21 protein-coding genes and 1 pseudogene are annotated in these 23,654 nt (G+C 70.6%); 8 read left to right on the top strand and 14 right to left on the bottom strand.

Annotated features, from left to right (window positions below; genetic code table 11):
• Nucleotides 1-3: 3 nt before the first annotated feature.
• A complete protein-coding gene (locus AB0K14_RS14175; protein WP_360450703.1) occupies nt 4-705 on the bottom strand; it encodes a lysophospholipid acyltransferase family protein in 702 nt (233 codons plus the stop codon).
• A gap of 131 nt (nt 706-836) precedes the next feature.
• On the opposite strand from AB0K14_RS14175, the gene AB0K14_RS14170 reads away from it, so the two are divergent.
• The 3 genes from AB0K14_RS14170 to AB0K14_RS14160 are packed head-to-tail and all read left to right on the top strand — an operon-like array spanning nt 837 to nt 3,951.
• Nucleotides 837-2,027: a fused response regulator/phosphatase gene (locus AB0K14_RS14170; protein ID WP_360450600.1), complete on the top strand. Its 1,191-nt coding sequence runs from the start codon at nt 837-839 to the stop codon at nt 2,025-2,027.
• On the top strand, nt 2,027-3,517 hold the full coding sequence (locus tag AB0K14_RS14165; RefSeq protein ID WP_360450597.1) for an ATP-binding protein: 1,491 nt from the start codon (nt 2,027-2,029) through the stop codon (nt 3,515-3,517). Before AB0K14_RS14170 ends, AB0K14_RS14165 begins: the two co-directional genes overlap by 1 nt.
• A complete protein-coding gene (locus AB0K14_RS14160; RefSeq protein WP_360450594.1) occupies nt 3,514-3,951 on the top strand; it encodes a response regulator in 438 nt (145 codons plus the stop codon). The genes AB0K14_RS14165 and AB0K14_RS14160 overlap by 4 nt, the downstream gene beginning before the upstream one ends.
• Here the strand turns inward: AB0K14_RS14160 and AB0K14_RS14155 are convergent.
• On the bottom strand, nt 3,948-4,559 hold the full coding sequence (locus AB0K14_RS14155; protein ID WP_360450591.1) for a TetR/AcrR family transcriptional regulator: 612 nt from the start codon (nt 4,557-4,559) through the stop codon (nt 3,948-3,950). The two genes, AB0K14_RS14160 and AB0K14_RS14155, sit on opposite strands and share 4 nt — an antisense overlap.
• A gap of 75 nt (nt 4,560-4,634) precedes the next feature.
• Here AB0K14_RS14155 and AB0K14_RS14150 point away from each other — a divergent pair, with 75 nt between their 5' ends.
• Nucleotides 4,635-5,390: an alpha/beta hydrolase gene (locus AB0K14_RS14150; protein WP_360450588.1), complete on the top strand. Its 756-nt coding sequence runs from the start codon at nt 4,635-4,637 to the stop codon at nt 5,388-5,390.
• Nucleotides 5,391-5,518: 128 nt separating this feature from the next.
• On the opposite strand, the gene AB0K14_RS14145 is transcribed toward AB0K14_RS14150, so the two are convergent.
• Nucleotides 5,519-6,517: an MBL fold metallo-hydrolase gene (locus AB0K14_RS14145; protein WP_360450585.1), complete on the bottom strand. Its 999-nt coding sequence runs from the start codon at nt 6,515-6,517 to the stop codon at nt 5,519-5,521.
• 9 nt (nt 6,518-6,526) lie between these two features.
• Nucleotides 6,527-6,805: a GNAT family N-acetyltransferase gene (locus AB0K14_RS14140; protein ID WP_360450582.1), complete on the bottom strand. Its 279-nt coding sequence runs from the start codon at nt 6,803-6,805 to the stop codon at nt 6,527-6,529.
• Nucleotides 6,806-6,874: 69 nt separating this feature from the next.
• On the opposite strand from AB0K14_RS14140, the gene AB0K14_RS14135 reads away from it, so the two are divergent.
• Both AB0K14_RS14135 and AB0K14_RS14130 read left to right on the top strand, forming a co-directional pair.
• A complete protein-coding gene (locus AB0K14_RS14135; protein WP_360450579.1) occupies nt 6,875-7,906 on the top strand; it encodes an LLM class flavin-dependent oxidoreductase in 1,032 nt (343 codons plus the stop codon).
• 159 nt (nt 7,907-8,065) lie between these two features.
• Nucleotides 8,066-8,200: a hypothetical protein gene (locus AB0K14_RS14130; RefSeq protein WP_360450577.1), complete on the top strand. Its 135-nt coding sequence runs from the start codon at nt 8,066-8,068 to the stop codon at nt 8,198-8,200.
• 53 nt (nt 8,201-8,253) lie between these two features.
• Here the strand turns inward: AB0K14_RS14130 and AB0K14_RS14125 are convergent, their stop codons facing one another.
• From AB0K14_RS14125 to AB0K14_RS14090, 8 genes are all read right to left on the bottom strand, one after another.
• Entirely contained in the window at nt 8,254-9,786 is a 1,533-nt protein-coding gene (locus tag AB0K14_RS14125; RefSeq protein ID WP_360450574.1) for an FAD-dependent oxidoreductase, read from the bottom strand.
• Nucleotides 9,783-10,481, bottom strand: a complete 699-nt coding sequence (locus AB0K14_RS14120) for a class I SAM-dependent methyltransferase (RefSeq protein WP_360450572.1) — start codon at nt 10,479-10,481, stop codon at nt 9,783-9,785. The genes AB0K14_RS14125 and AB0K14_RS14120 overlap by 4 nt, the downstream gene beginning before the upstream one ends.
• Nucleotides 10,478-10,798, bottom strand: a complete 321-nt coding sequence (locus AB0K14_RS14115; protein ID WP_360450569.1) for a lycopene cyclase domain-containing protein — start codon at nt 10,796-10,798, stop codon at nt 10,478-10,480. The genes AB0K14_RS14120 and AB0K14_RS14115 overlap by 4 nt, the downstream gene beginning before the upstream one ends.
• The gene (locus AB0K14_RS14110; RefSeq protein ID WP_360450566.1) at nt 10,780-11,124 is read right to left on the bottom strand and encodes a lycopene cyclase domain-containing protein; all 345 of its coding nucleotides are present in this window, start codon (nt 11,122-11,124) and stop codon (nt 10,780-10,782) included. Before AB0K14_RS14110 ends, AB0K14_RS14115 begins: the two co-directional genes overlap by 19 nt.
• A 48-nt stretch (nt 11,125-11,172) precedes the next feature.
• Nucleotides 11,173-12,861 carry a hypothetical protein gene (locus tag AB0K14_RS14105; RefSeq protein WP_360450563.1) on the bottom strand — a complete coding sequence of 563 codons (1,689 nt, stop codon included), beginning with the start codon at nt 12,859-12,861 and terminating at the stop codon, nt 11,173-11,175.
• 253 nt (nt 12,862-13,114) lie between these two features.
• Nucleotides 13,115-14,302: an FAD-dependent oxidoreductase gene (locus tag AB0K14_RS14100; RefSeq protein WP_360450561.1), complete on the bottom strand. Its 1,188-nt coding sequence runs from the start codon at nt 14,300-14,302 to the stop codon at nt 13,115-13,117.
• 84 nt (nt 14,303-14,386) lie between these two features.
• Complete coding sequence (gene sigJ / locus AB0K14_RS14095) at nt 14,387-15,331, bottom strand: RNA polymerase sigma factor SigJ (RefSeq protein ID WP_360450558.1); 945 nt, start codon at nt 15,329-15,331, stop codon at nt 14,387-14,389.
• Between the two features lie 719 nt (nt 15,332-16,050).
• A complete protein-coding gene (locus AB0K14_RS14090; protein ID WP_360450555.1) occupies nt 16,051-16,563 on the bottom strand; it encodes a hypothetical protein in 513 nt (170 codons plus the stop codon).
• 368 nt (nt 16,564-16,931) lie between these two features.
• Between AB0K14_RS14090 and AB0K14_RS14085 the strand changes: the two genes are divergently transcribed.
• Both AB0K14_RS14085 and AB0K14_RS14080 read left to right on the top strand, forming a co-directional pair.
• Entirely contained in the window at nt 16,932-18,377 is a 1,446-nt protein-coding gene (locus AB0K14_RS14085) for a VWA domain-containing protein (protein WP_364338066.1), read from the top strand.
• Between the two features lie 35 nt (nt 18,378-18,412).
• On the top strand, nt 18,413-20,131 hold the full coding sequence (locus AB0K14_RS14080) for a hypothetical protein (protein ID WP_360450550.1): 1,719 nt from the start codon (nt 18,413-18,415) through the stop codon (nt 20,129-20,131).
• A 10-nt stretch (nt 20,132-20,141) separates the two neighbouring features.
• On the opposite strand, the pseudogene AB0K14_RS14075 reads toward AB0K14_RS14080, so the two are convergent.
• Nucleotides 20,142-20,676 (bottom strand): annotated as a pseudogene (locus AB0K14_RS14075) (integrase core domain-containing protein); the annotation flags it as partial.
• A 215-nt stretch (nt 20,677-20,891) separates the two neighbouring features.
• The gene (locus AB0K14_RS14070) at nt 20,892-23,225 is read right to left on the bottom strand and encodes a hypothetical protein (protein ID WP_360450548.1); all 2,334 of its coding nucleotides are present in this window, start codon (nt 23,223-23,225) and stop codon (nt 20,892-20,894) included.
• Nucleotides 23,226-23,654 lie beyond the last annotated feature (429 nt).

The raw sequence follows: 23,654 nt of genomic DNA, 5'->3' as shown, positions 1-23,654 counted from the left end.
CCGTCACCGCCCGCCGGGGTGCGGCAGGTCGCGCACACCGGTGAGCAGCGCGGTCACCGCGCCCATGATCCGCGCGGTCGCCTCGTCCAGCACCACCTTGGTCGGCTCCAGCCCGTACAGGTCGGACAGGTCGACCTCCGCACCCGCGACCACGGTCACCTTCCGCCACGGCCGGGGCACGAACCTGCCCGGCGGCAGCAGTTCCCTGGTGCCCCACTGCGCCACCGGCACCACGGGCGTGCGGGACGTCAACGCCAGCCGCGCGACGCCGTTCTTGCCGCGCATGGGCCAGCCGTCGGGATCGTTGGTGAAGGTCCCCTCGGGGTAGACGATCACGCACTCCCCCGCGTCCAGCGAGGTCCGCGCGCCGTCCAGCGCCTTGCCCGCGCGCACGCTGTCGCGGTCGACCGGGATGTGCCGCCCCGACGACATGACCCACCCGATCACCGGCGCCTTCCACAGGCTCGCCTTGGCCAGGTACCGGGGCACCCTGCCGGAGGCGAGCGCGAACGCGGTCAACGTGACCGGGTCGGCGAAGGACAGGTGGTTGGAGGCCAGCAGCACCGCGCCCTCACGCGGGATGTTGGTCCTACCCGCCATCCGCATGCGCACGAACAGCACCACCAGCGGCCACAGCAGGTCGATCGCCACGGAGTACCAGAAACCGCGGCCCCGCCGGGGCAAACGGGTCGTCAGCGCCACCATCTGGGAGAACGTCACGCCAGGATCTTCGGTCATGGCGTCCGGGCCGCGCACCGCGCCCCACCCGTCGGTTCCGCCGACCCGCCGCACCACCCTCACCCAGGCCTGATCGAGTTCGACTAATCTCCTCCCCCGTGGCAGGGCTTCCCACACCGCGGACCGCGGTGAACCGGATCAACGTGCTCCTCGTCGAAGACGACGAGGGCGACGCCGTGCTGGTCGAAGCCCTGTTGGAGGAAGTCGAGGCGGACGTCGCACTGCACCGGGCGCGGACCCTGCGCGAGGCCGAGGGCCTGCTGCCCAAGGCCGACTGCGTGCTGCTGGACCTCGGGCTGCCCGACACGACCGGTCTCGACGGCCTGACCAGGCTGCTCGCCAACCCGGCACCGGTGGCGATCATCGTGCTCACCGGCCTCAACGACGAGCACCAGGGCACCCAGGCGGTGGCCCAGGGCGCGGAGGACTACCTGGTCAAGGGCCAGGTGGACGGTGTCGGCCTGGCCCGGAGCATCCGGTACGCGGTCGGCCGCAAGCGCGTCGAGGAGACCCAGCGCCAACTGCGCGACGAGAAACTGCTCGCGGCGGAGAAGACCCGCCTGGAACGCGGCCTGCTGCCGTCGCCGATCATGCACGGCGAGGACATCGGCTGGCAGGTCCGCTACCGGCCAGGCGGCAGCCGGATGCTGCTGGGCGGTGACTTCTACGACGTGGTGCGCACCTCCGACGGCACGTTGCAGGTGCTGATCGGCGACGTGTGCGGGCACGGCCCGGACGAGGCCGCGATCGGCGTGTTCCTGCGCATCGCGTGGCGGGCGCTCGTGCTGGCCGACCAGGAGCCGTCGCGGGTGCTGCGCACGCTGCACGAGATCCTGGAGCACGAACGCCACCAGCCGGGCCTGTTCACCACCGCCTGCATGGTGACGATCTCGCCGGACCGCCGGTGGGCCCGGGTCTACCTGGCCGGGCACCCGGAGCCGATGCTGCTGGTCGGCGACCGCGTGGTGGAGCTGCCGCGCGACCGGGCCGGGCTGCCGCTGGGCGTGCTGCCGGACAGCACGTGGAGCGGTCTGGACGTGCCGCTGCCGCCGGGGTGGGCGATGTTGCTCTACACCGACGGCCTGGTCGAGGGCCGCGTGCACGGCGACAGCGAGCGGCTGGGCTCGGAGCGGCTGATCGACCTGATCGGCGACATCACCGCGGCGCGGCCGGACTGGACGCGCACACCGGCGACGCTGCTGGACAGCCTGATCAGCAGGGTGAAGGAACTCAACGGCGGGGAGCTGGACGACGACATGGCCGTGCTGCTGATCTCGGACCGCGCCTGATGCGCTACCGCACCCGCTGGCCCGCCAGCAAGCTGTTGATCGCGGCCGTCGCGGTCCTGATCGTCGTCTGCGCCGGGGCCATCGGCAGCCTCGTGGTCGCGCTGAACGGCCTGACCGAGGCCCGCACCGAGCTGCTGGACCGGATCGACCCGGCGGGCCGCGAGCTGTTCGAGGTCGAGATCGCGCTGGCCAACCAGGAGACCGGTCTGCGCGGGTTCGTGCTCACCGCGAACCAGGACTTCCTGTCCCCCTACACCGAGGGCGGTCGGGCCGAGCACGACGCCGTGGAGGCCGCCCGCTCGCTGCTGTCGCAGGCGCGGCCCGACCTGGTCCGGGAACTGGACGAGGTCGACCAGCTGGCGGCCGACTGGCGGCAGAGCTACGCCCAGCCGCTGGTCGACTTCGTGTACGTGTCGGGCAACCCGCAGACCACCCTGGCCGACGCCGAGCGCGGCAAGGAGCTGTTCGACCGGGCCCGCACCGCGCTGGCCGCGCTGAAGGCCAAGCTCGCGGACGCGTCCACCGAGGGCCGCCAGAACGTGACGGACACGGCTCGCCAGGCGTTGTGGCTGCTCATCGGCCTGGGCCTGCTGCTGGTGCTGATCATCGCCGGGGTGGCGGTGATGCTGTACCGGATCGTCATCGCGCCGTTGACGGGGCTGGCCGCGGACGTGCGACAGGTGTCGTCGGGCGACTACGAGCACCCGGTCGAGGCGGGCGGGCCGAAGGAGACGGTGATGCTCGGCCAGGACGTCGAGGCCATGCGGGTGCGCATCCTCTCCGACCTGGAGGAGCTGCGGCGGTCCAACTCGGAGCTGGAGCAGTTCGCCTACGTCGCCTCGCACGACCTGCAGGAACCGCTGCGGAAGGTGGCGAGCTTCTGCCAGCTGCTGGAGCGGCGCTACTCCGGTGAGCTCGACGAGCGCGGCGAGCAGTACCTGCGGTTCGCCGTCGACGGCGCGAAGCGGATGCAGGTGCTGATCAACGACCTGCTGGCGTTCTCCCGGGTCGGCCGGATGTCCCGCGAGCAGACGCTGGTGGACTGCGACGACGTGGTCTCCCACGCGCTGGACAACTACTCCGAGGTCGTCGAGCGGACCCGGGCCACCGTCGAGGTGGCGGACCTGCCCACCGTGCGCGGCGAGGAGTCGCTGCTCGGCGGCGTGTTCGGCAACCTGATCAGCAACGCGCTGAAGTTCCACGGCGACGAGCCGCCGCACGTGCGCGTGGACGTGGAGCGGACGGGCGAATTCTGGACGTTCACGATCAGTGATAACGGCATCGGCATCGAGCCCGAGTACGCTGAACGGATCTTCGTGATCTTCCAGCGCCTGCACCACAAGGACGACTACCCCGGTACCGGCATCGGGCTGGCCATGTGCCGCAAGATCATCGAGTACCACGGTGGCACGATCTGGCTGGACACCACGAACGACACCGGAACCACCTTCAAGTTCACGCTGCCGGCAGTAGAGGACGACGAGCAATGACCAACCCGCTGAACGTGATCGACGTCCTGCTGGTCGAAGACGATCCCGGCGACGCGCTGATGACGCAGGAGGCGTTCGAGCACCACAAGATCCGCAACCAGCTGCACGTGGTGCGCGACGGCGTCGAGGCGCTGGAGTTCCTCCGCCGCCAGGGCCAGTACGAGGACGCGCCGCGGCCGGGGCTGATCCTGCTCGACCTGAACCTGCCGAAGATGGACGGCCGCGAGGTGCTGGCCGAGATCAAGGCGGACGCGACGCTGCGGCCCATCCCGGTGGTGGTGCTGACCACGTCGGAGGCGGAGGAGGACATCCTGCGCAGCTACAACCTGCACGCCAACGCCTACGTCACCAAGCCGGTGGACTTCGACCGGTTCATCGAGGTCGTGCGGCAGATCGACGACTTCTTCGTGACCGTCGTGAAGCTGCCCCGCTAGGGCTGGTACGCGGCCAGGAAGACGCGCACGCCCTCGTCGGCGAACCTGAGCAGTTCGTCCTCGGGGTAGCGCTCGGGGTCGAACATGGCCCGGTTCAGCGGCACCGACAGGGCGAGCCAGGTGAACTGCTGCGCGGCCAGCAGCGGGTCCGGTGTCCGGAGCCTGCCCTGCTCGGTGAGGCGGGCGAACCGCTCGGCCAGCCGCTCGTAGCCGCGGTGCGGGCCCGAGGCGTACCAGGTGCGGGCCAGGTCGGGGAACCGGTCGGCCTCGCCGATGACGACCTGCCGCAGCCGGACCAGGTGCGGCTGGGTGACCACGGTGACCAGCTTGCGGGCGATCTCGCGCAGGTCACCCGCCAGGTCGGCGGTGTCGGCCAGGCCGTCGACCACCTCGTCGGACCGCTGTTCGGCCGCCCGGATGTCGGACGTGATGACCTCGGTGAACAGCCGTTGCTTGTCGGCGAAGTGCTTGTAGACGGTCTGCTTGGACACCTCGGCCAGGGCGGCGACCTCGTCCATGCTCGCGCCGACGTAGCCGTGCCGCAGGAACACGGTGCGGGCCGCGTCCAGGACGGCTCGGCGCTTGCGGTCGGATCGTGTCTCTTCCACACGTCGACAGTACTGGACCGTCCAGTACTGTGGCGAGTACGGTACCGTCCAGTTCCCAACCTTGAGGAGTGGGTCATGAGCACCGTGACCTCGAAGGACGGCACCACGATCGGGTACTCACGGGTCGGCGACGGTCCGGCCGTGGTGTTGGTGGACCCGGCGTGTTGCTTCCGCGGCTCGGGGCCGATGCCCGCTCTGGCCGAGGCCTTGCGGGGGTATACCGCATACACCTACGACCGCCGGGGTCGTGGCGAGAGTGGCGACCGCAGACCGTATGCAATCGACCGTGAGGTGGAAGACCTGGCGGCGGTCGTGGAGGCGGCCGGTGGATCGGCTTTTGCATACGGTTTTTCGTCCGGCGCGGTGCTGGCCCTGCACGCGGCGGCGGCCGGGGTGCCGATCACCGCGTTGGCGCTGCTGGAGCCGCCGCTGTCGTTCGAGGAGCAGACCGGGCCGGACGTGAGCGCCGAGATCGACGCCCTGGTGGCGGAGGGTCGGCGTGGTGACGCGATGAGCCGGTTCCACGTCGCGTGCGGCGTGCCGGAGGAGGTCACCGCCGGGATGCGGCGGTCACCCGCCTGGCCCGTGCTGGAGGCGTTGGCCCACACCACCGCCTACGACCTGACGATCACCGGCACCGTCCCGGACCTGGCCTCGGTCGGCGTGCCGACGCTCGTGCTGGACAGCGAGGGCAGCGACGAACGGCTGCGCGCCTGGGCCGACGGTGTCGCCGAACGCCTGCCGAACGCGCGGCGCCGCACGCTGGACGGCGGCTGGCACGACATCACGCCGGACGTCCTCGCCCCGGTCCTCGCCGAGCACTTCCGCTGACCCGGCACCTGGGCTACCTCGGCAATTGCGCGGACCGGGCGCCTCGGCTACCCCGGCAATTCCACCGACCGGCGCTTCGGTCGACCCCGGCAGCTCAGCCGACCCGGTGCCTCAGCCGACCCGGTACTTCAGCAGATCGCGTACCGCCTCACGCCGTCGTCCTCGTCGGCGGTCAGCACACCGCGGTGGACCAGCACGTCCAGGTGCGCGGCCGTCTCGCCGGTGGCCAGCACCTGGTTGAACAGGTCCAACTCGGCGAACGTCCGGTTCCGCCGGGTCCAGCCCAGCCTGCGGGCGGTCTCGAAGGCGGTGCCCGTGCCCGCGCGCACGGCGTCCAGCGTGGCCGCCAGGCGGTCCTCGTGGTGGGTGAGCAGTTCGTCCACCCTGGCGTGGCTGGACTCGGTGACGGGCCCGTGCGCGGGCAGCAGCCGCAGGTCCGGGTAGTCGCGGACCAGGCGGAGCGAGTCGAGGTAGTCGCCCAGCGGCAGCGCGGGCCGGGCCGGTTCGAAGCCGATGGACGGCGTGATGTGCGGCAGCACGTGGTCGCCGGCGAACAGCAGCGACGCGTCGACGTCGATGAACACCACGTGCCCTCGGGTGTGGCCGGGGGTCGGCAGGACGCGCAGCACGCGCTTGTCCAGGGCCAGGTCGGTGGCGTGGAGCCAGTCGTCCGGCTCCTCGTAGTCGCGCAGCTCCGCCTCGCCGACCGACGCCACCACGGCGCGCCACCGTTCGGCCAGGTGCGGTGCGCCCCACGTGACGAGGTCGCGGTAGCCGTCCCGGCGGCGGCCGATGACCTTGGCCAGGGACGGCTGCTCCCCCGCGCCCAGCGCGATCCTGGTGCCGAACCGGCGGCGCAGCGCCACGGCCATCGTGTAGTGGTCGCGGTGGACGTGGGTGACCAGGAAGCGGCGGACGTCCTCGAACCCGTGCCCCAGGGAGCCCAGCGCCGTCTCCAGTGCCGTCTCGCCCTCGTCGAGCGCCCAGCCGGAGTCGATCAGGACGAGGCCGTCACCATCGTCGATTGCATACACGTTGACGGTGTGCAATCCGTCGTTCGGCAGCGGCAGCGGTATCCTGTATACACCGGGTGCGACCTCGAAGACTCCGGGTTCTGTCCACTCCATCCCCGGATACTACTTGCCGGTAACCTCGGCCAGCTCGGGGTGCTTGTCCAGGTAGCCGCGCACGAACGTGCACTGGGCCACCACGGTCAGGCCCTTGGCGCGCACGTCCTCCAGCGCGTGCCGGACGAGCGCGCTACCCAGGCCCTTGCCCTCGATGGCGACCTCGGTGTGGGTGAACGTGACCACGCCGTCCGCCGAGGTGTATTCGGCGAAGCCGCCGAGTTCGCCGTCCAGGCGCACCTCGTAGCGGGACTGCTCGGGCTTGTCGGACACGGACACTGCGGTCACGCCGCGCTCCTGACGCTCGGACGGGTTCTCGACGGGTGCCACCGTAGCCGTGCCGGGCAAGATTGGCGGATGGACGTCTACCTGCTGATCCTGGGCGACCACCTGCCCAACCCGCACACCGGTCGGGCGGTCACCGAGTGCGACCGGATGCGGGCGATCGTGGAGCAGGCCGTCGTGGCCGAGGAGGCGGGTTTCGCCGGGGTGGCGATCGGCGAGCACCACTTCACCCGGTACATCGTCTCGGCGCCCGAGCTGTTGTTGGCCACGATCGCCGAGCGCACGACCGGGTTGCGGCTGTCCACCGGGGTGACGCTGCTGGCGCACCACGACCCCGTCCGGGTGGCGGAGAACCTGGCCACGCTGGACGTGCTGTCGCGGGGGCGGGCGGAGCTGATCGTGGCGCGGGGCGTGTCGCAGCGGACCGACGCGGCGTTCGGGGTGCAGGACGACCTGCGGGCGCGGTTCGACGAGAACCTGCGGCTGCTGCTGCGGCTGCTGGAGGAGCGGCACGTGACGTGGGCGGGGAAGTACCGCAGTCCGCTGGAGGACGTCACGACGACGCCGCGTCCCGTGCAGCAGCCCAGGCCCTCGGTGTGGATCGGCAGCGGGTCGGCGGTGTCGGCCGACTTGGCGGTGGAGCTCGAGTTGCCGTTGATGCTGCCCAGCACGTTGCGCGACCCGTGCACGCACCGACCGGTGGTGGAGCGTTACCGGGAGGCGATGGGCGGGCGTGGGCGGGTGGCGTTGCCGAGTCACGTGTTCGTCGCGCCGACGGCCGCCGAGGCACGGGCCACGTGGCAGCCGTACCTGAGCGCGTACGCGCGGTTCGCCGATCCCTGGCGCGGTGACGGTGAGGTGGACGTCGAGGCGCTGGTGGAGGGTGCCGCGGTGTGCGGCGACCCGGCCGAGGTGACCGACCGGTTGAACCGGTTGACCGAGCTGCTGGGCCTGGACGCGCAGCTGGTCATGGTCGACATCGGCGGTCTGCCGCACCAGGCGGTGCTCGACACGATCCGGCTGTTCGGCCGGGAGGTCCTGCCGAACCTGACCCCGTCACCGTCGGTCGCCCGTCGCGCCACGGACCCACCCCGCGCGTCCTGAGCGTTGAACTCGGGGGTCCTGAACGTGGGACACGCGCGTTCCGAACGTAGGACACGCGCGGTTTGAAGGTAGGACTCGCGCGGGGTGGAGGTAGGAGGTTCGGGGTTTGGAGGTAGGAGGCGGGGGATTGGGTAACCCGGTGGAGTGAAGGAGGTCGACATGGTCCAGCCTCAGACGCCCGATCCGCGGCCCGTGCCCGTGCCGGAGCCGGTGCCCCAGCCGCCGGGGCCCGAGCCCTCGCCCGCCACCGAGCCGCCGATCCCGCCCACGCCGGAACCGCCCACGCCGACGTGACGTCCCCGGTGCTCAGGGCGTTGTCACAGCGGTGACGCCCTGAGCACCGGTGCTCAGATCGGGACCGGGGCGTTGGTCGGGTTGCGTCCGAAGCGGCGGGCCAGGGCGCGCAGCACCGGACCCCGGCCGGCGGTCGGGACGCTCCACAGGTCCGTGCCCGCCACACCCCACCTCGACAGCAGGTGGTTGGCGGCGGCGAAGCCGGTGGTCGCGGCACGTTCCATCAACGCCACCGGCAGGTCGATCCGGACCAGGTCGCCCGCCAGGACCAGGCCGTCCACCGGTGTCCGCACGGTGGGGCGGCGGGCGAAGCCGCCCGGTGGGAACAACGGGCAGTCGGCGCGCAGTTCGTGTCGCGCGTCGACGATCCGTGCCGCACGCGTTTCCGGGTACACGGCGTGCAGTTGCGCCAACAGCCGGGCTCGGGCGTCGGCCGGATCCACCGTGGACGGCAGGGCGTAGCCGTGCAGTTCGACCACCGAGCCGCCGGTGCGGGCGGCCCACTCGCCGGCCTCGCGTTCGTAGCGGTCGAGCACCGAGACGTTGTCCAGCAGGTCGTAGCCGGTGGTGCCGAGGAAGCCCGGCCGGTCGCCGCGCACCGGGCGGTCCAGCCAGTAGCGGGAGACCAGGAACGGCGGCGCGCACTCCAGGTCCGCGATGTCCGCGCGCCACCGCGGGGTGCCCAGGTCCGACTCACCCACGACTCGGCGCAAGCCCTCCACGTCCAAGGCCATGACCACGGCGTCCGCTGCCAGCACCGAGTCCGGCAGGTGGACGGTGAACCGCTCACCCCGGTCCACCCGCAGCACCGGCGTGCCGGTCCGCACGGTCACCCCGAGACCGGTCAGGTAACGGGCCAGCGGTTGCCAGAGCACGTGCGGGAACGGGTCGGTGGGCACGTCGAACAGCAGGCCCTCGCTCGACCCGAGGAAGTAGATGTGGAACATGGTCGCGAGTTCGGCGGCGGACATCCGGCCGGGGTGGGCGAAGAAGCTGCGGGAGAACACCTCGAACGCCAACGCGTGCGCCGCCCGGGGGAAGCGGACGCGGTCCAGGTAGGTGGCGGCGTCCAGGTCGTCCAGGTCGTGGTAAGTGCGCGGCACGGAGACGTCCAGCAGCGGCAGGGCGGCACGGGCGTCCACGGCGGCCAGGTCGCGCCACGCGAACGCGGGGCTGCGCAACAGGAAACCGGCCGCGTTCCACGGCACGGCGCGCGGCAACCCGGCGAAGCCCTCGCGGTGGCCGCCGGCGCGCCACAGCGGGTAGTCCGGCAGGCCGACCAGGGCCGAGCCGTCCGGGTCGACCCTGGCCAGCAGCGACCGCAGGTTGTAGTACTGGCGGAAGAACGCGTGGAAACCGCGGGTCATGGTGGCGTGGCTGCCGTCGGCCAACCGCGTCGACCAGCCGCCCACCCGGCCGCCGAGGTAGTCCTCCCGTTCGCACAGCACCACGCGCGCGCCGCGTTCGGCCAGGATCGTCGCCGCGGCCAGCCCCGCGATCCCGCCGCCGACGACCACCACGTCCCGCTCGCACGTCGGCCGCCCGGTCGGCGCCGGAACGCGCACCGCCCTGCGGTCCCGTCTCACGTCTGCCCCACGAACGTGTGCAGGATCCCCCGCTGCCACCCGGCGGCGGGAAGCACGCGGACGTCGGTGAACCCGTTGCGCCGCAGCCGGTGCCGCAACGCGCGAACACCGTCGAAGTCGAGCACGCTGCGCCACAGGTACGTGTAGAGCGCCGGGGACCCGGTCATCACCGCGCCACCGGGGATGATCACCGTCCAGCAGACGGCGGTCCAGACCGCGCCCGCCACCGGCGAGTCGCGCACCGAGTACTCGTGCGCCACGAACCTCGCCCGCGGCTTGAGCAGGCCGCGGACCGCGGCGAGCACCGGGTCGGGGTCGGCCAGGTTGCGGACCAGGTACGCGGCGAAGATCCCGTCGAACGGGCCGTGCGCGGTGAGTTCCTCGGCTCGGGCGTGCACGAACGACACGGTGTCCGGCCACGGTTTGCGCCGCGCCCGGTCGAGCATCCCGGCCGACGCGTCCACCGCGACGATCTCCGCCTTCGGCGCGACCGAGAGCAGTGCCGCCGTGGACGCGCCGGTGCCGCACCCGAGGTCGAGCAAGCGCTGGCCGGCGCCGTCGTGCGCGATCCCGAGCGCGGTGGCCGACCTGCGCAGCTCCCGGTGGTAACCCGGGTTCGCGCCCACCAGCAGGTCGTAGCCGCGCGCCGCCGAGTCGAACGCGGCGGGCACCGCGTCGATCGCCAACCCGGTCATCGGGCCGCCACCTCCCGGGCACGGGCGCGTTCCCACAGCAGCAGGGTCAGGGTGATCATCGAGAAGCCGAACAAGAAGTCCTCCACGGGGATGTCCCACGGCACGCGCAGCCCGCTGATGGCAGTGGGCGCGTAGATGACGACGGGCGCGCTCAACTTGGTCAGCCAGCCGTCGACCGGCACCTGGAACGCGAACACGATCGCCATGGTCAGCCAGTAGGCGGGACGGCGGAACAGGCCGGTGCGCAGCAGGAACAGCTCGGCGGCGACCGTCAGCCCGACCGACGCCGCCGCCGCGATCAGGTATTCCGGACCCACCGCGCGCCCTCCGCCCGGGGCACGACCACGGCGCCCACCGCCTCGTAGGTCAGCAGCGCGCACAGCGGGATCACCAGGAAGAACAACGCCTCCTCCACCGGCATCCCGCCCGGCAGCACGAACCCCAGCGTGAACCGCTCGCTGAACGTCCAGTGCCCGCGCGCGATGGCCACCAGGTCCCAGGCGCCGAACAGCACCACCACCGGCAGCACCGCGCGGGCCAACGCGTCGAACCGCCGGTACACCCCCGCGCCCAGGTACTCCAGCGGCGCGGTCAGCAGGAGGCAGACGACGAGCACCGACAGGTACTCCCACCGATCGTCCATGCGGTTCACCGTAAGGCGGGTGACAGCGGTCCGCATGACAGCGGCGGCTCAGGGCACCACGAGGTCCACTTCGGACTCGCGGCGCGCCCGGCCGTCGTCGAGCGCGGAGGTGAACGCGGAGGTGAACGCCTCCTCGCCCGACGCCGAGCGGCAGGTCGCGGTGATCCGGTCGACGTCGCCGCGCTCACCGGTCGGCAGCGGCGCGCCGACCTGCTCACGCAGCGCCGCGGCCGCGCCGAGCAGCCGTGCCGCCCGCGGGTCGGCCGCCTTGCGCGCCGCCGCCAACCCCTCCAGGTGCAGGGCGCGGGCGGCGTCGGCGTCGCCGCCCTGTTCGGCGATGAAGCCCAGCTCGGCGGCGATGAGGGCGACCGCGATGTCGGACTCCAGCCGCCGGTCGTACACCAGCCACTTGCGCAGCAACGCCTCGGCTTGGTCGAACCGACCCTGCCGCCGCGCGCCCAGCGCCAGCCCGAGCTCGGCGACCTCCTCGCCGACCGTGTAGCCCTGCGCGACGGCCTGCTCGCGGGCGCACTCGTGCAGCTCGTCGGCCTGCTCGTGGTCGCCGGTCAGCAGCACGATCCGGCCGGGCGCGGACAGCTTGTCGGACACCTCGGTGCTCAGGCCCAGCTCCTCGGCGATCCGCAGACCGTCGCGGTGCAGCCGGGCGGCGCGGTCGTAGTCGCCGACGACGACCTCGGCGTGCGTGCCGAGCCCGAACGTGGCGTGCAGCTGCCCCCACCGGTCACCGACCTCGGTGAACAGGGCGATGCTGCGCTCGCCGTGCCCGGCCATCGCGTCCAGGTCGCTGCACGCCAACGCGTACCGCGCGAGCGTGCCCAGCGCGGCGGCCGTGCCCCACCGGTCGTCCTGCTCCCGGAACACCGCCAGCGCGGAGGCGACCAAGTCGCGGCCGACGCCCAGCTCACCGATGCCCAGACCGGCGAGGAACCACTCCGCCCGCGCCCGCCGTGCCGCGTCCTCCGCCCCGGTCGGACGGGTCACCGGTGACGGCACCAGCCCGGACGCCACGCCCATGAGCAGGCTGAACGCGGCGTGCCACACCTGCACCGTGCCCGCCACGCCGCTCGGACCGCCGGCGGCCAGCGCCGCGGTCAGCGCCCGACGTCCCTCGCCGAGGCGCCCGCGCAGCACCCGGCACCACGCCAACGACTCGACCACCGGCAGCGCTTCCCCGTCGCGGGCGGCGTGGTCGAGCGCGGCGCGCAGGTTGGTGGCCTCGGCGTCGAGCAGGCGCAGCCACCGCGACTGCCCCGGTCCGCGCAGGTGATGGTCGGCGGTCACGGCGAGCCGGGCGTAGTGGTCCCGGTGCCGCCGCTCGACATCGGCGACCTCGTCCGCACCGCCCGCCTCGCGCAGTTTCGCCGCGCTGTACGCCGCGACCGACTCCAGCAGCCGGTACCGGGGCGGGTCGACCCCGGTCGTCGTGACCAGGGAGTGGTCGACCAGGCGGGCCACCAGGTCCGGCACGTCGAGGCCTGCGCCGCCCGCCACGGCTTCCGCCGCGCCCAACGTCCAGCCGTCCACGTGCACCGACAGCCGGCGCAGCACGACCTGCTCGGACTCGGTCAGCAGGTCCCAGCTCCAGTCGAGCACCGCCCGCAGGGTCCGCTGCCGGGCGGGCGCGCCGCTGTGCCCGGCGGTCAGCAGGTCCGGTCGATGGCGCGGGCGTTCCCGGATCCGTCGATCCGGGAACGCCCGCCCCGTCGTGGCAATCACCTCTTGAGGACTTCGCCAGCACGCCCTGTCGAAGACTGGTTTCGTGGCCCGGGCGCGGTCGGCGGAAGTCGTCTACTCGTACAGGACGGGTGTCGCCCGGTGGTGCTACCGACGTGTGGTTACTCCTTGGGCGACACGAATCGGTCGCGGCGATCGGCGCCCGGAGGGGTTGTACGCGTCGAAGGCCATCGGTGCTGGTCCTGTCCCCGCCACCGCACGGGGCCGTAGCGGTACGCCCATGCGACGGTGGGTGTCACGCGGTGATCGCGAGGGGTTCTTCGGCCGGGATGGTGTGGCGACGCCGGGTGGGGACCATCGCTGTCGGGTGGGAGATGCTCCAGGCCGCGCTCTTGCAAATGATCTCCTTGAGGCGTGCGGCCAACTTGCCGGTCGTCGCGGACGGTTTGGGCTGGTCGTCGGGGGTGACCCACTGCACGAGGGCGTCGCGACGGCCGAGGCTGATGCACTGGCCGAGGTAGCCGATCTTGTTCTGGGGGAGCCGGCGTCCAGTGAGGCGGGCGGCGATGGCGTCGGCCGCCAGGTGGGCGGAGGGGACTCCCGAGGCGCAGGACATCCGCAGTGGTGTGCCGCTCGCGCCTGGTGCGAGCGCGGCGTCACCGACGGCGTAGACGTCGGGGTGGGAGACCGACCGCATCGTGTCGTCGACGACGATCTGGCCGGTCGGGGAAACCCGCAGGGTTGTGGCCGCGGCGATGGGATGGACGGCGAAGCCGGCCGTCCAGACGGTCACCTGGGCCGGGATCGCGTGGCCGTCGGCGGTGACCGCGCCGGTCGACTCGACGCTCGAGATTTCGGTGTGCTCGTGCAGGGTGATGCCGAGCCGGTCGAATGCCCTGCGCAGGTGGTGCTGGGCCTTCTCGCTCAGCCAGTCGCCGAGGCCGCCGCGGGCGGCGAGTGCGACATCGAGGTCCGGCCGTGCTTCGGCGATCTCGGTGACGGCTTCGATGCCGGTGAGGCCGCCCCCGATGACGAGCACGGTGCCGCCCGCGGCGAGGTCGGCCAGACTCGCACGCAACCGCAACGCGGACTGCTTGCCGGCGATGTCGTGGGCGTGCTCGACGACGCCCGGAACACCGCAGTCGGCGGCGGCGCTGCCCAGGGCGTAGACCAGCGTGTCGTAGGCGATCTCGCCGGGGCCGTCGGCATCGACGATGTCGACGGTCTTGTGTTCGGTGTCGACGGCGGTGACCCGCGCGAGCCGCACCCGCACGCCCGTGCCCGCGAAGACATCGGTCAGCGCGCGAGGCTTCAAGTCCTGGCCGGCCGCGAGTTGGTGCATGCGGACCCGTTCGACGAACTCGGGATCGGCGTTGACGAGGGTGATCTCGGTGTCGGCGGGGTGCAGTCGCTTGGCCAGGCGCCCGGCGGCGTTGGCTCCGGCGTAGCCGGCCCCGAGAACGACGATCTGGTGCTTGTTCATGGTCACTCACTCCCTGCCCGGTTGGTGTTGCTTCCTGAACCGGGCAGCGACACGAAACCTGACAGCAACGGGATGTGACCTGGGTCACCAGTTGTCGACGAGCGCGTCCCCGTGTTCGCATGCGGCCCACTGGCGTGTCGCGCGTTCGAGCTTGCCGGGGTTCGCCTGGGTGTGGACGGCCGCGATGCCGTCGGTGGTCACGTCCAGGGAGACGACGGTGGCGACCCGGTCGCCGACCAGGAGCACCAGCGCGGGCAAGCCGTTGGCGACCGCGGCGAACAGGACGGGTCGACCGCCGATCATCTCCCACTTGGCCGTGCTGGGCTCGACCAGCCCGCGCAGGAACCTCGCCACCCGCAGCGCACCGGTGATCGGCAACGGCAGCGAGAAGACCACGCCACCACCGTCGCCCACGTGGATCGCGTCGTCGGTCAGCATCCGCACCAGTGAGTCGGTCCTGCCGCTGAGTGCCGCGGCGAGGAACTCCTCGACGATCTTGCGGGCGGCGGCCTCATCGACCTCCACCCGGCGGCGGCCGGCGGCCAGGTGCTGCTTGGCCCGCCGGGAGAGCTGTTGACAGTTCGACTCGGTGAGGTCGAGCACCTCGGCGATCTCGCCGTGCGAGTAACCGAACGCCTCGCGCAGCACGTACACGACGCGTTCATTGGCCGAGAGCCGCTCCATCAGCGTGAGCATCGCGATCGAGACCGACTCACGCTGCTCGACGGTCTCGGACGGGCCGAGCATCCGGTCCCCGGCGAAGACCGGCTCGGGTAGCCACTGGCCCACATAGGTCTCCCGCCTGGCCCGCGCCGACGTGAGCCGGTTGAGGCAGATGTTGGTGAGCACCTTCGTCAGCCACGCCTCGGGCGTCTCGATGAGCTCCCGGTCAGCGGACTGCCAGCGCAGGAACGTGTCCTGCACCACGTCCTCGGCATCATTGGCCGACCCCAACAAGCGGTACGCGATCGCCTCCAACCGCGCCCTGAATCCCTCGAACACCTCGATCTCGCGGGTACCAACCAGCATGGATCGAAGTTAACCATCCGCGCCGGCCACCGTGATCCTTCTTCGGGTCCAGCATCCAACTCATCCGGTCGCGTATGGCGTGGAGGGCGAAGACCCCGAGCACGGTCGAGGGCAAGATCGGTAACGGGAGCTGATTCCGGTCATCGGCGGGCGGGGTTGCCCTTGCTCCGGGGGAAGCTCGTGGAGCGGTGTGCCCGGTGAGGTCGAGCGTGTCGAGTGATGCAACGTAGTGCAGTGCGACCCCGGCCGCGTGCTGCATCGCAGCGCGGGGTCCGCTCAGCCGGTTCGCCGAGTTGGAGGCCGGCGACAGCGGCGGCGCTGACGGCGCCCGTCATCGCGCCGACGACACTTGCCGCGGTGATCTAGGACGAACACTGCCGCCTCGACGAACGGAGCGAGCTCGGCCGACGACGCGGCTGAGCCCAGCGCGCCGAGGCCGAACACCTTCCGGTCTTTGCAATGGCACCGGCAGCGGGTCGTCCGCCCTGGGAGCGGGTCGATCACGGTCGTCCACCCGCCCGCCGACGTGGTCCGCGAGCGACCCGACGGCGAGGGAACGCGACGGCCGGGTGGACGACCCACACACCGGGACGGCGCGAACGCGGCCGTGTGGTGAGGTGAGGAGAACGTCGTGGTCGATCCCTGGACGGTCACGGGCGCGGTGACCAGGGTCGTGGCGATGCGCGTCAGCCTGGGGCCTGGGGCCGGCCAGTGTCAGGTCAGCTGGTCGGCTCATCCTGCCAGGCGGTGAAGTGGGACGGTACGGTGTCGCCGTCCGTGTCGTAGCCGCGGTACAAGGCCGTGGTGTTCTCGTCGGCCTCGGGGAAGCCGCAGTAGACCCAGATGCCGCTGGCGTGGCTGTTCGGGTTCAGGCAGTAGCCGTAGTACCAAGACCCCGCGTCGTAGAAGTGGATCTGACCGACCGCCGAGCGGCCGTTCGCCTCGTCGTCGCGAACCCAGATCTTGTCGCCGTCCCGCACGAAGCACACGTGTACGTAACTGTTGTTCGACACCTCGCTCCCGTTGCAGCCATGGCTGTCGGCGGCGATCGTCACGTCCCCTCGCGTCGCCTGGACGGCGTTCGGCGGCGCGTCGGCCTTGACGATCGTGCGCACCCCGGCACCCGATGCCACCGCGGGCGACGCGGAAGCAGCACCCTGTCCGACCGTAAGGCAGCCCGCAACCACCACCGGTAACGCGATCCCGGCCATGATCCTTCGTCGGATGCTCATGCGACTCCCTCCAAGATCAGGACGCGACTATCGCGCCCGGTTGAGAGGAACACCGGGCAAATGCAGCAGATACTCAGACGCCCGTGTGCAACCCGATCAGACGCAACATCGACTCGCAATTGCCCTGCGACTGGCCGCATATCGCGCGGTGGACCGATGAGGCGGCCATCGGTCAGGGCCATGACGGGCGGCGCCGGAGGTGCGATGGCCGCCACCCTCGCAGCTGGCTGGGTCGGCGCCGCCCTGCTGATCATCGCCATCCTCGTGACCTGCACCTTCACGATTAAGGGCACATTGGGAGCGCTTCCGGCCAAGCCGATCACCAGACATTTGCACAAAGCGCACTATTCACACTCCTCGGTCCCGCCATGTTCGTGTCGAACCGATCTCAAAGCGCACTAATGCGGTTTCTCCAGAACGCCGCCGGTGCACAATCCCTGACATCTGGAGCGGTGGTCCACAAGCACTCCACCGGCCGCAAGGTCCATGCGCGAAGGCAGCCGATGACCACACCTCATTCCCAGGCCGGGCCCGACGGGATCGAGACGCCCGGAACCCCGACAGTGAGCAACGAAGTATCGGGGTCGGCGGGTACCGTGGTGCAGGCAGGTTCCGTGCACGGTGGCGTCACCACGCACTCGACCAGTGCGAACTCGGTCACCAACTACAACGTCGACGGTCGCGGCAGCAAGAACATGGCGGTGGGAGAGCACAAGCACTTCCGCATCCCGATGCCCCGCGGCCTGCGCGTCACGCTCACCACCCTCGCCGCGACCGTGCTCGTCGTGGTCATCGGGTGGGCCGCCGTGGTCTGGGTCATGCCGCAATTCGCACCGCTGTACAAGACCGTGTTCCTGCTGGACACGGCCGGCGGGCAGACCGGCGAACTGCACGACACGGTGGAAGCCCTGCGGAAGACCGTCGGCAACTCCGGCGACGATGACGCTTTGGCCCTGCGTAGCTTCGGCGGTGACTGCGGTTCCCCCGACAACACCGCCCGGCTGGTCGACTTCGCCACCGACAACCGCCAGGAGATCACCGATGCGGCACGGGGAGTTGCCAGCAGCACCGGTGCCACTCTGCTGCGGGGCGTCGTCCAGGCGACCCAGGACTTCACACGTCCCTTCCACCAGGCAGCGAAACAGGTCAATCGGGTCGTGGTGGTGACCCGGCACGGTGCGGACGCCTGCGATGACGATGACGAGTTCGTGCAAGCAGAGATCAGGGACAGGCTCGCCGCCGCCGGGCTGTCGGTGCAGTTCCGGTTCGTCGGCTACCAGGTACCCGGTGATCAACGCAGTCGACTCGACCGCATCGCCACCGCCGCCGGCGCACCCCCACCGGTGTTCGCCGACAATCCCGACGAACTCGACGCTTCCCTGGACTGGTTCACCAACGTCGAACCGGTCCTGCGCTCAGCCCAGCAAGTAGTCGAGTCCCTCAACCCTGCCGTGAACCAGGTCGACGAAGCGGTGCGGGCGACGATCGGTGGACGCTTGGACGTCGCCGAACGCGCCCTCGAAGCGGCGAGGAACGCCACGGCGATCTCCGACGCCCCGTTCGACGATCTGCGCAGCCGGGTCCGAACTCCCCCGGCGAAGGACGCGTACGACCGGGCGACTGCGCTGCGCAGCCTCCAGAGTCGGGTGGTGAGCGATGCTGCGGCGCTGTTGGAAGCCGCACAGTCCGCAGAGCAGTTGGAGCCTCGGCTCGAGGCGTTCCGACGCACCGCCGATGACTACAACCGCCAAGTGGACGAGTTGAACAACACGCTGGCCGCTCTGCGTGCCGCAGGACCGGGAGGCGACCGGTGACCCGACGACCCGCATCCCCCCGACGCCGACCGCGGGTGATCGCCCTCGCGGCCATCGCGGTACTCGTCATCGTCGCAGGCGTGGTCACAGCGGTGATCGCAGCCATCCCGGACCACCGGACGTCCTTCCTGCTCGACGCCTCGGCTGGTGGTGATACGACCGCAGTGGTCGACGCGGTCGACTCCGCCGCACGCAACAGCGGTGACGGCGACGCGCTAGCCCTGCGCACGTTCGGTGGAACGTGCGGCGACCCCGGGAACACCAGGGAGCTGGTGCCCAGCGCTGCCGGCAACGGCACCCGGATCGGCGAAGCGGCCCGAGGCGTCAACACCGCCGGCGAGGCCACCCTGTTCGACGGCGTCCTCGCGGCTGTCGACGACTTCTCCGGGATCTACCCCTTCCGTGGTCGCCACCGCAACCGCATCATCGTCGTCACCACACACGGGGCCGACGCCTGCACTGAAGCCCAGGACGCCACTCTCAAAGCCATTCGCGATCGGGTGGAGGCCATCGGCGTGCGCATGGACCTGCGGGTCATCGGCTACCAGGTTCCCGACGAGCAGCGCGAGGCCCTGGCCCGGCTCACCGAGATCACCGGGTCCGCCGAACCGGAATTCGCGGCGACCGCAGCAGAGCTGGACACCGTCCTCCAACGCCTGAGCGTGCCCGACCGACCCGACGCGGACCGCCTCGACGTCCCCGGATTGACGCAGTCGACCACGCCGCCACCACCGCCCTTCCGCCCCTTTGCCTACGAGACAGCGACCGACATACGACTGCTCAACACCCCCGAGGCCGAGCCAGTGGTGCTGGCGCAGAACTCGGAGAACGAACCAGGGCTCGGCGAACTGGTGTGGTCCGCGGACGGCAAGCGCCTGGCCTGGCTTGACTTCGGCGGCGACGCGGCCCGCCAAGTGGAGCTCTACCACGTGGGGACGGGAGTACGGCACTCCTGGACTTGTGTGGGGTGCGGCATCGCGTTCGTCGGCAACCTCCTGGTGTCCAGTGACGGTGCCGGGACCGGCTGGCTGTCCTACCCCGACGACGGCGGCCCACCCACTTCCCTGACCATCCCGGGACTACCCGGACGACCGGCGGACACACCCGAGGGCCTGCACGTGCAGTACATGACGACCATCCGCACGGCGAACTCCTACAAGGTCCACGCAGTCAACAGCGGCGGGGTCTCCACACCCGAGCGCACCGTGTACCGCGTGCTCAGTGACGTGACGGCTGAACCCGCCTTCACGGTTCGAGGAGTTCCCGGGTTCCGCACCATGGCGACGAACGAAGACGAGAACCGCATCGCCTATGTCAGCGACGAACTGGTGATCCTCGACAAGGACGGTAGAACGATCTCTCGTGACGACCTCGGTCTCGAATCGTCCACGGGCGGCTCCGGCAGGAACCAAACCGTCAGCGACGTGCGCTTCCTCCCCGGAGACGACGTCTCCGCGATCACCCTCACCAGCCCTGCTCCGATCGATGCGGATCCCGACAATTCCCTGCCCCCTTGGGCAGGGGTCAACAAAGTACGCTCAGCCACGCCCACCACCCATCGGTACTCCAGCGGCAACTGGACTCGCACGGCGACTGCCGAACCGATCGTGGAAGATGCGGGTGGCGGTTGGGTCACCACCCTGGTTTACACCGGGATGGCGTCCTCTCGGGGCGTAGGAACCCTGACCTTGACCGGCGGTGGCAGATCGGTCACGGTCGCGCAGGATGTCCGGCGAGTGCTGCCGAGGCCCTGAACATTCGATCTCAATGCGGGTTGTATGAAGCCAAAACTTGGTGACGCCGGTGTCGAGCCAGGACGCCGGTGGTCGGTTTCCGACGGCCGTGCGGGGTCGAAGTAGTAGTAGTGCACGTTCCACACCTGTAGGGCTTCGGCGCGTTGTTGTTCGCTGGTCCACACCTGAGCATGGAGGAATTCCTCACCCAGGACGTGTTGGTAGCGTTCGACCTTGCCGTTGTGGCGTGGGGTGTATGGGTGATCCGTTGGTGGCGGGAGCCGCGCAGCACGGTGACGAAGTCCTGAGCGCGGTAGCAGGAGCCGTTGTCGGTGACGATGCGGTGGACGTGGTCGATGCCGTGGGCGGTGAAGAACGCCCACGCCCGGTGGGTGAAGCCGATCGCGGTGACCGCCTTCTCGTCGGGCAGTGCCTCGGTGCAGGCCATGCGGGAGAACCCGTCGAGTGCGGAGTGCAGGTAGGTGCAACCGCGCCGGGCGCCGAACTGCGCCGCACTGGTGTTCTTCGCGCGTTCGACCTGTCGGTTCTGGTTCGCTGCCCTGTCCGGGTTGGTGGATCGTCGGTGGTGGCGGGGGTCTTTCGGTCACGCCAGGCACCCTGCTCGGCGACCGCGACGGCAAGTACGGCAAGACGTTCGACACCGTCTTCCAGACCGACGACCTGCGCGTCATCAAGAGCGCGCCACAAGCGCCTCGTATGAACGCCCACACTGAAGGTGTTGTCCCGCGGCGGGGCGCGAACGGCCCCGCCGCGGGAGGGCTCAGGCGCGGACCGTGAAGTAGTGGTCCCGCGTGCCTGAGACGTAGCCCTCCGGTGTGCGGCTGAACACCCGGAGCTTGTGGGTGTACGCGTTCGTCGGCGTGTAGGTGATGGTCGCCGTGCCGTCCGGACCGGCCGGGACGGTGATCTGCGGGCCGAATTCCAGCCAGTAGACGAACTCCGTCGACTCGGGCAGTGCCGAGGTGAAGGTGAACTCGATCGGTTCGCCGACCCGGACGCCACCGCTGCCGTCCGGCGGGTACTGCGGGCTGGCGACCGTCGGCTCGAACGCCTTCACCTGGAAGTCGTGCCGCGCGTGCGCCGACACCAAACCGGTTCGGGACACCGCTTTCACGTACATGTACCACCAGCCTGGCTTGGTCGGCGTGAAGTCGAAGGATGCGGTGCCGTCCGGGTTGGCCGGAACCACGCGCTCCGGCTCCCCTTCGAACCAGTACCGGTATTCCACGACGTCGGGCAGCAGTGACGACAAGCTGAACGCGCCCTTGACACCCGGCCCTCCGGACATTTGCCACGCGGGGTAGTCGGTGCTGGTGACCACGGGCGCGGCGCCGTCCGCGAGGAACTCCACCGTGGCAGCGCCGGACCGGACGCCCTCCCCGTTGGTGCTGAACACGAACAGCTCGTACCAGCCCACCTCAGTCGGGGTGAAGGCGAGCTCCGCCGTGCCGCCGGCGGACGCGGGCACCGTCGTCTGCGGCCCGTTGTCGACGCGGTATGTGAACGACACGGCGTCGGGCATCGTGGCGGTGACGGAGAACTTCCGCTCGCGGCCGATCGGGCCTTCCCACGTGTCGATCGATACCTCCGGACGCATCGCGTCCAGGTAGAAGAACTCCGTCGAGGTGCCCGACTTCTGGCCGGTCGCGTTGGTGGTCCACGCCACCAGCTCGTGGAACTCCGGATCGGCCTCGGTGACCGTGATCGTCGCCTTCGCCGTGCCGTCCGGGCCGAGGGGGACGGTGGTCTCGGGTCCACTGTCCAGCCGGTAGGTGAGCTGGACCGCGCCCTCCTGGCGGGCGGTGAAGGTGAACTCCTCGGGCTTGCCCAGCTGCGGGCTGCCGTCGATCAACGGCCCGGTGGAGCGCACCCAGAACCGGTAGCTCCGTTCGGGTGAGCGGTTGCCGGCGCGGTCGATGCTCGTCACGGACAGGTACACCGGACCGTCGGCGACCGGGGTGAGGGACACCGTCGCCGACCCTCCGGGCCGATCGGCGGAAACCCTGCCGTAGGGCAGGCCGACGCCGTCGTACTCGAATGCCACCACGTCGGCCACGCCGTTCGCGGTGAACGTGAAGTCGCCCGGCACGCCCTGCCCGCCGTCACCGGGCGGTCCGCCGTTCTCCCGGTACACCGGGGAGGTCACCGTCGGCTCGACGTCCGGCCTGGTGTGGTCGGCGGTGAACAGGCACTGCTCGGACCACTCGGACGTGGCGAAGCCGTCCTCGCCGCGCACCTGCCAGGCGTAGGTACCGCCGTCCTGGACCATGTCCTGGGGGAAGTACGCGGCGGCGTAGCCGCTGCCTGCCCAGACGGGGAACACCTCGTGCCGCTGATCGGGCGCGGCCACCGGCCAGTACGCGAAGCGGGCTTCCAGCCCGTAGGGCCCGTCCGGGTCGCCGACCTGGGCGTACAGGTTCGGCCCGTGGGAGGCGGTGATCATCGGCTCGGCACCGCAGTCCATGCCGTCGAGCTTCAAACCGGTGGGCCTCGCGGGCGGTTTGTTGTATCCGATGTAGACCCACGGGTTGTTGTCGTAGGTGCGCCCGTACGCGACGTCGTCCTGGAAATCGGCCGACATCCGCGCCACGACGGTCAGCGTCGTGCCGCCTTCCGCGAGCGTCTGCCGGACGGCGTCGCCCAGGTCCCACGTGACGCGGTCGAACAGGCAGCCCTCCGGGGCGTTCGGGCCGGGCAGCTTCACCTTCTCGCGCGGCTGGCGGGCCCACGAGACGGTACCGGTCGGCTTGACCAGCCACAGCTCGGTCGCACGCGGCTTCGCGCAGTCGTTGGCGGAGACTTCGGGTAATCGGAGGAGCGCGGAGAACACCGCAGCGCCTTGGAGTTGCGCCAGGTCGAATGTGAAGTAGGACTTGCTGATGTGCAGCTTGTCGTGGTCGTCCCGCCACGCGCCGACGCGCGCGTCACCGGTGGTGATGTTGCGGTGCGGGTTGCGGCTGTCGGTGCTCGACCAGGTCGAGCGGTGGACGGTGGCGTAGGACGGCTGAGCCGCCGCGGCGGCGGTGCCGGTGGGCACGGTCAACGCCCCGCCCACCAGAGCGGAGATGATCAATCCGGCGCGCAAGAGGCGCACAGGTCTCCTCGGTTTCATGTCCCCCCTTGGGATGTGGCAGCTGTGTAACCACCATCACGAATGATGCCACCCAACAGATTCGGACGCCGGTGAGTCCGAGCACCTGGTCGATGTACTCGTCGTCCGCAAGCCGCTCCAGAACCCCGTCACCAGGCCAGTGGAGAGGCAAGGTGCATGGGTCGTACCGCTGCAGCGACATGACGCGGTTCTCCGTCTCCGGTGAGGCTGCCAGTTCGCGCAGCCATTCCAGGGTGGGTGGACCCGGCCGCCCTAGCCCGCATCTAGGACAGCAACACCGCCCTTACATCTCTAGCCTCACATCCCTAGCCGCCGCGACCTGATGGGAGCACCTCGACCCACGGGCCTTCGCCGAACCGAGCCGAACGGGGCGGCGGCCGGGTCATCGGCGCCGCCCCGCCCCCGCGAAGC

Origin of the sequence: Actinosynnema sp. NPDC050801 (assembly GCF_040673975.1) — a bacterium.
Taxonomy (GTDB): Bacteria; Actinomycetota; Actinomycetes; order Mycobacteriales; family Pseudonocardiaceae; genus Actinosynnema.
This window is presented reverse-complemented; position numbering and strand designations above follow the sequence as displayed.

Bases quoted from the DNA above. Each gene is read 5' to 3' on its own strand.
- AB0K14_RS14175 (WP_360450703.1), bottom strand. From the start codon at position 705: ATGGTGGCGCTGACGACCCGTTTGCCCCGGCGGGGCCGCGGTTTCTGG.
- AB0K14_RS14165 (WP_360450597.1), top strand. From the start codon at position 2,027: ATGCGCTACCGCACCCGCTGGCCCGCCAGCAAGCTGTTGATCGCGGCC.
- AB0K14_RS14160 (WP_360450594.1), top strand. From the start codon at position 3,514: ATGACCAACCCGCTGAACGTGATCGACGTCCTGCTGGTCGAAGACGAT.
- AB0K14_RS14150 (WP_360450588.1), top strand. From the start codon at position 4,635: ATGAGCACCGTGACCTCGAAGGACGGCACCACGATCGGGTACTCACGG.
- AB0K14_RS14145 (WP_360450585.1), bottom strand. From the start codon at position 6,517: ATGGAGTGGACAGAACCCGGAGTCTTCGAGGTCGCACCCGGTGTATAC.
- AB0K14_RS14135 (WP_360450579.1), top strand. From the start codon at position 6,875: ATGGACGTCTACCTGCTGATCCTGGGCGACCACCTGCCCAACCCGCAC.
- AB0K14_RS14130 (WP_360450577.1), top strand. From the start codon at position 8,066: ATGGTCCAGCCTCAGACGCCCGATCCGCGGCCCGTGCCCGTGCCGGAG.
- AB0K14_RS14120 (WP_360450572.1), bottom strand. From the start codon at position 10,481: ATGACCGGGTTGGCGATCGACGCGGTGCCCGCCGCGTTCGACTCGGCG.
- AB0K14_RS14110 (WP_360450566.1), bottom strand. From the start codon at position 11,124: ATGGACGATCGGTGGGAGTACCTGTCGGTGCTCGTCGTCTGCCTCCTG.
- AB0K14_RS14100 (WP_360450561.1), bottom strand. From the start codon at position 14,302: ATGAACAAGCACCAGATCGTCGTTCTCGGGGCCGGCTACGCCGGAGCC.
- sigJ (WP_360450558.1), bottom strand. From the start codon at position 15,331: ATGCTGGTTGGTACCCGCGAGATCGAGGTGTTCGAGGGATTCAGGGCG.
- AB0K14_RS14090 (WP_360450555.1), bottom strand. From the start codon at position 16,563: ATGAGCATCCGACGAAGGATCATGGCCGGGATCGCGTTACCGGTGGTG.
- AB0K14_RS14085 (WP_364338066.1), top strand. From the start codon at position 16,932: ATGTTCGTGTCGAACCGATCTCAAAGCGCACTAATGCGGTTTCTCCAG.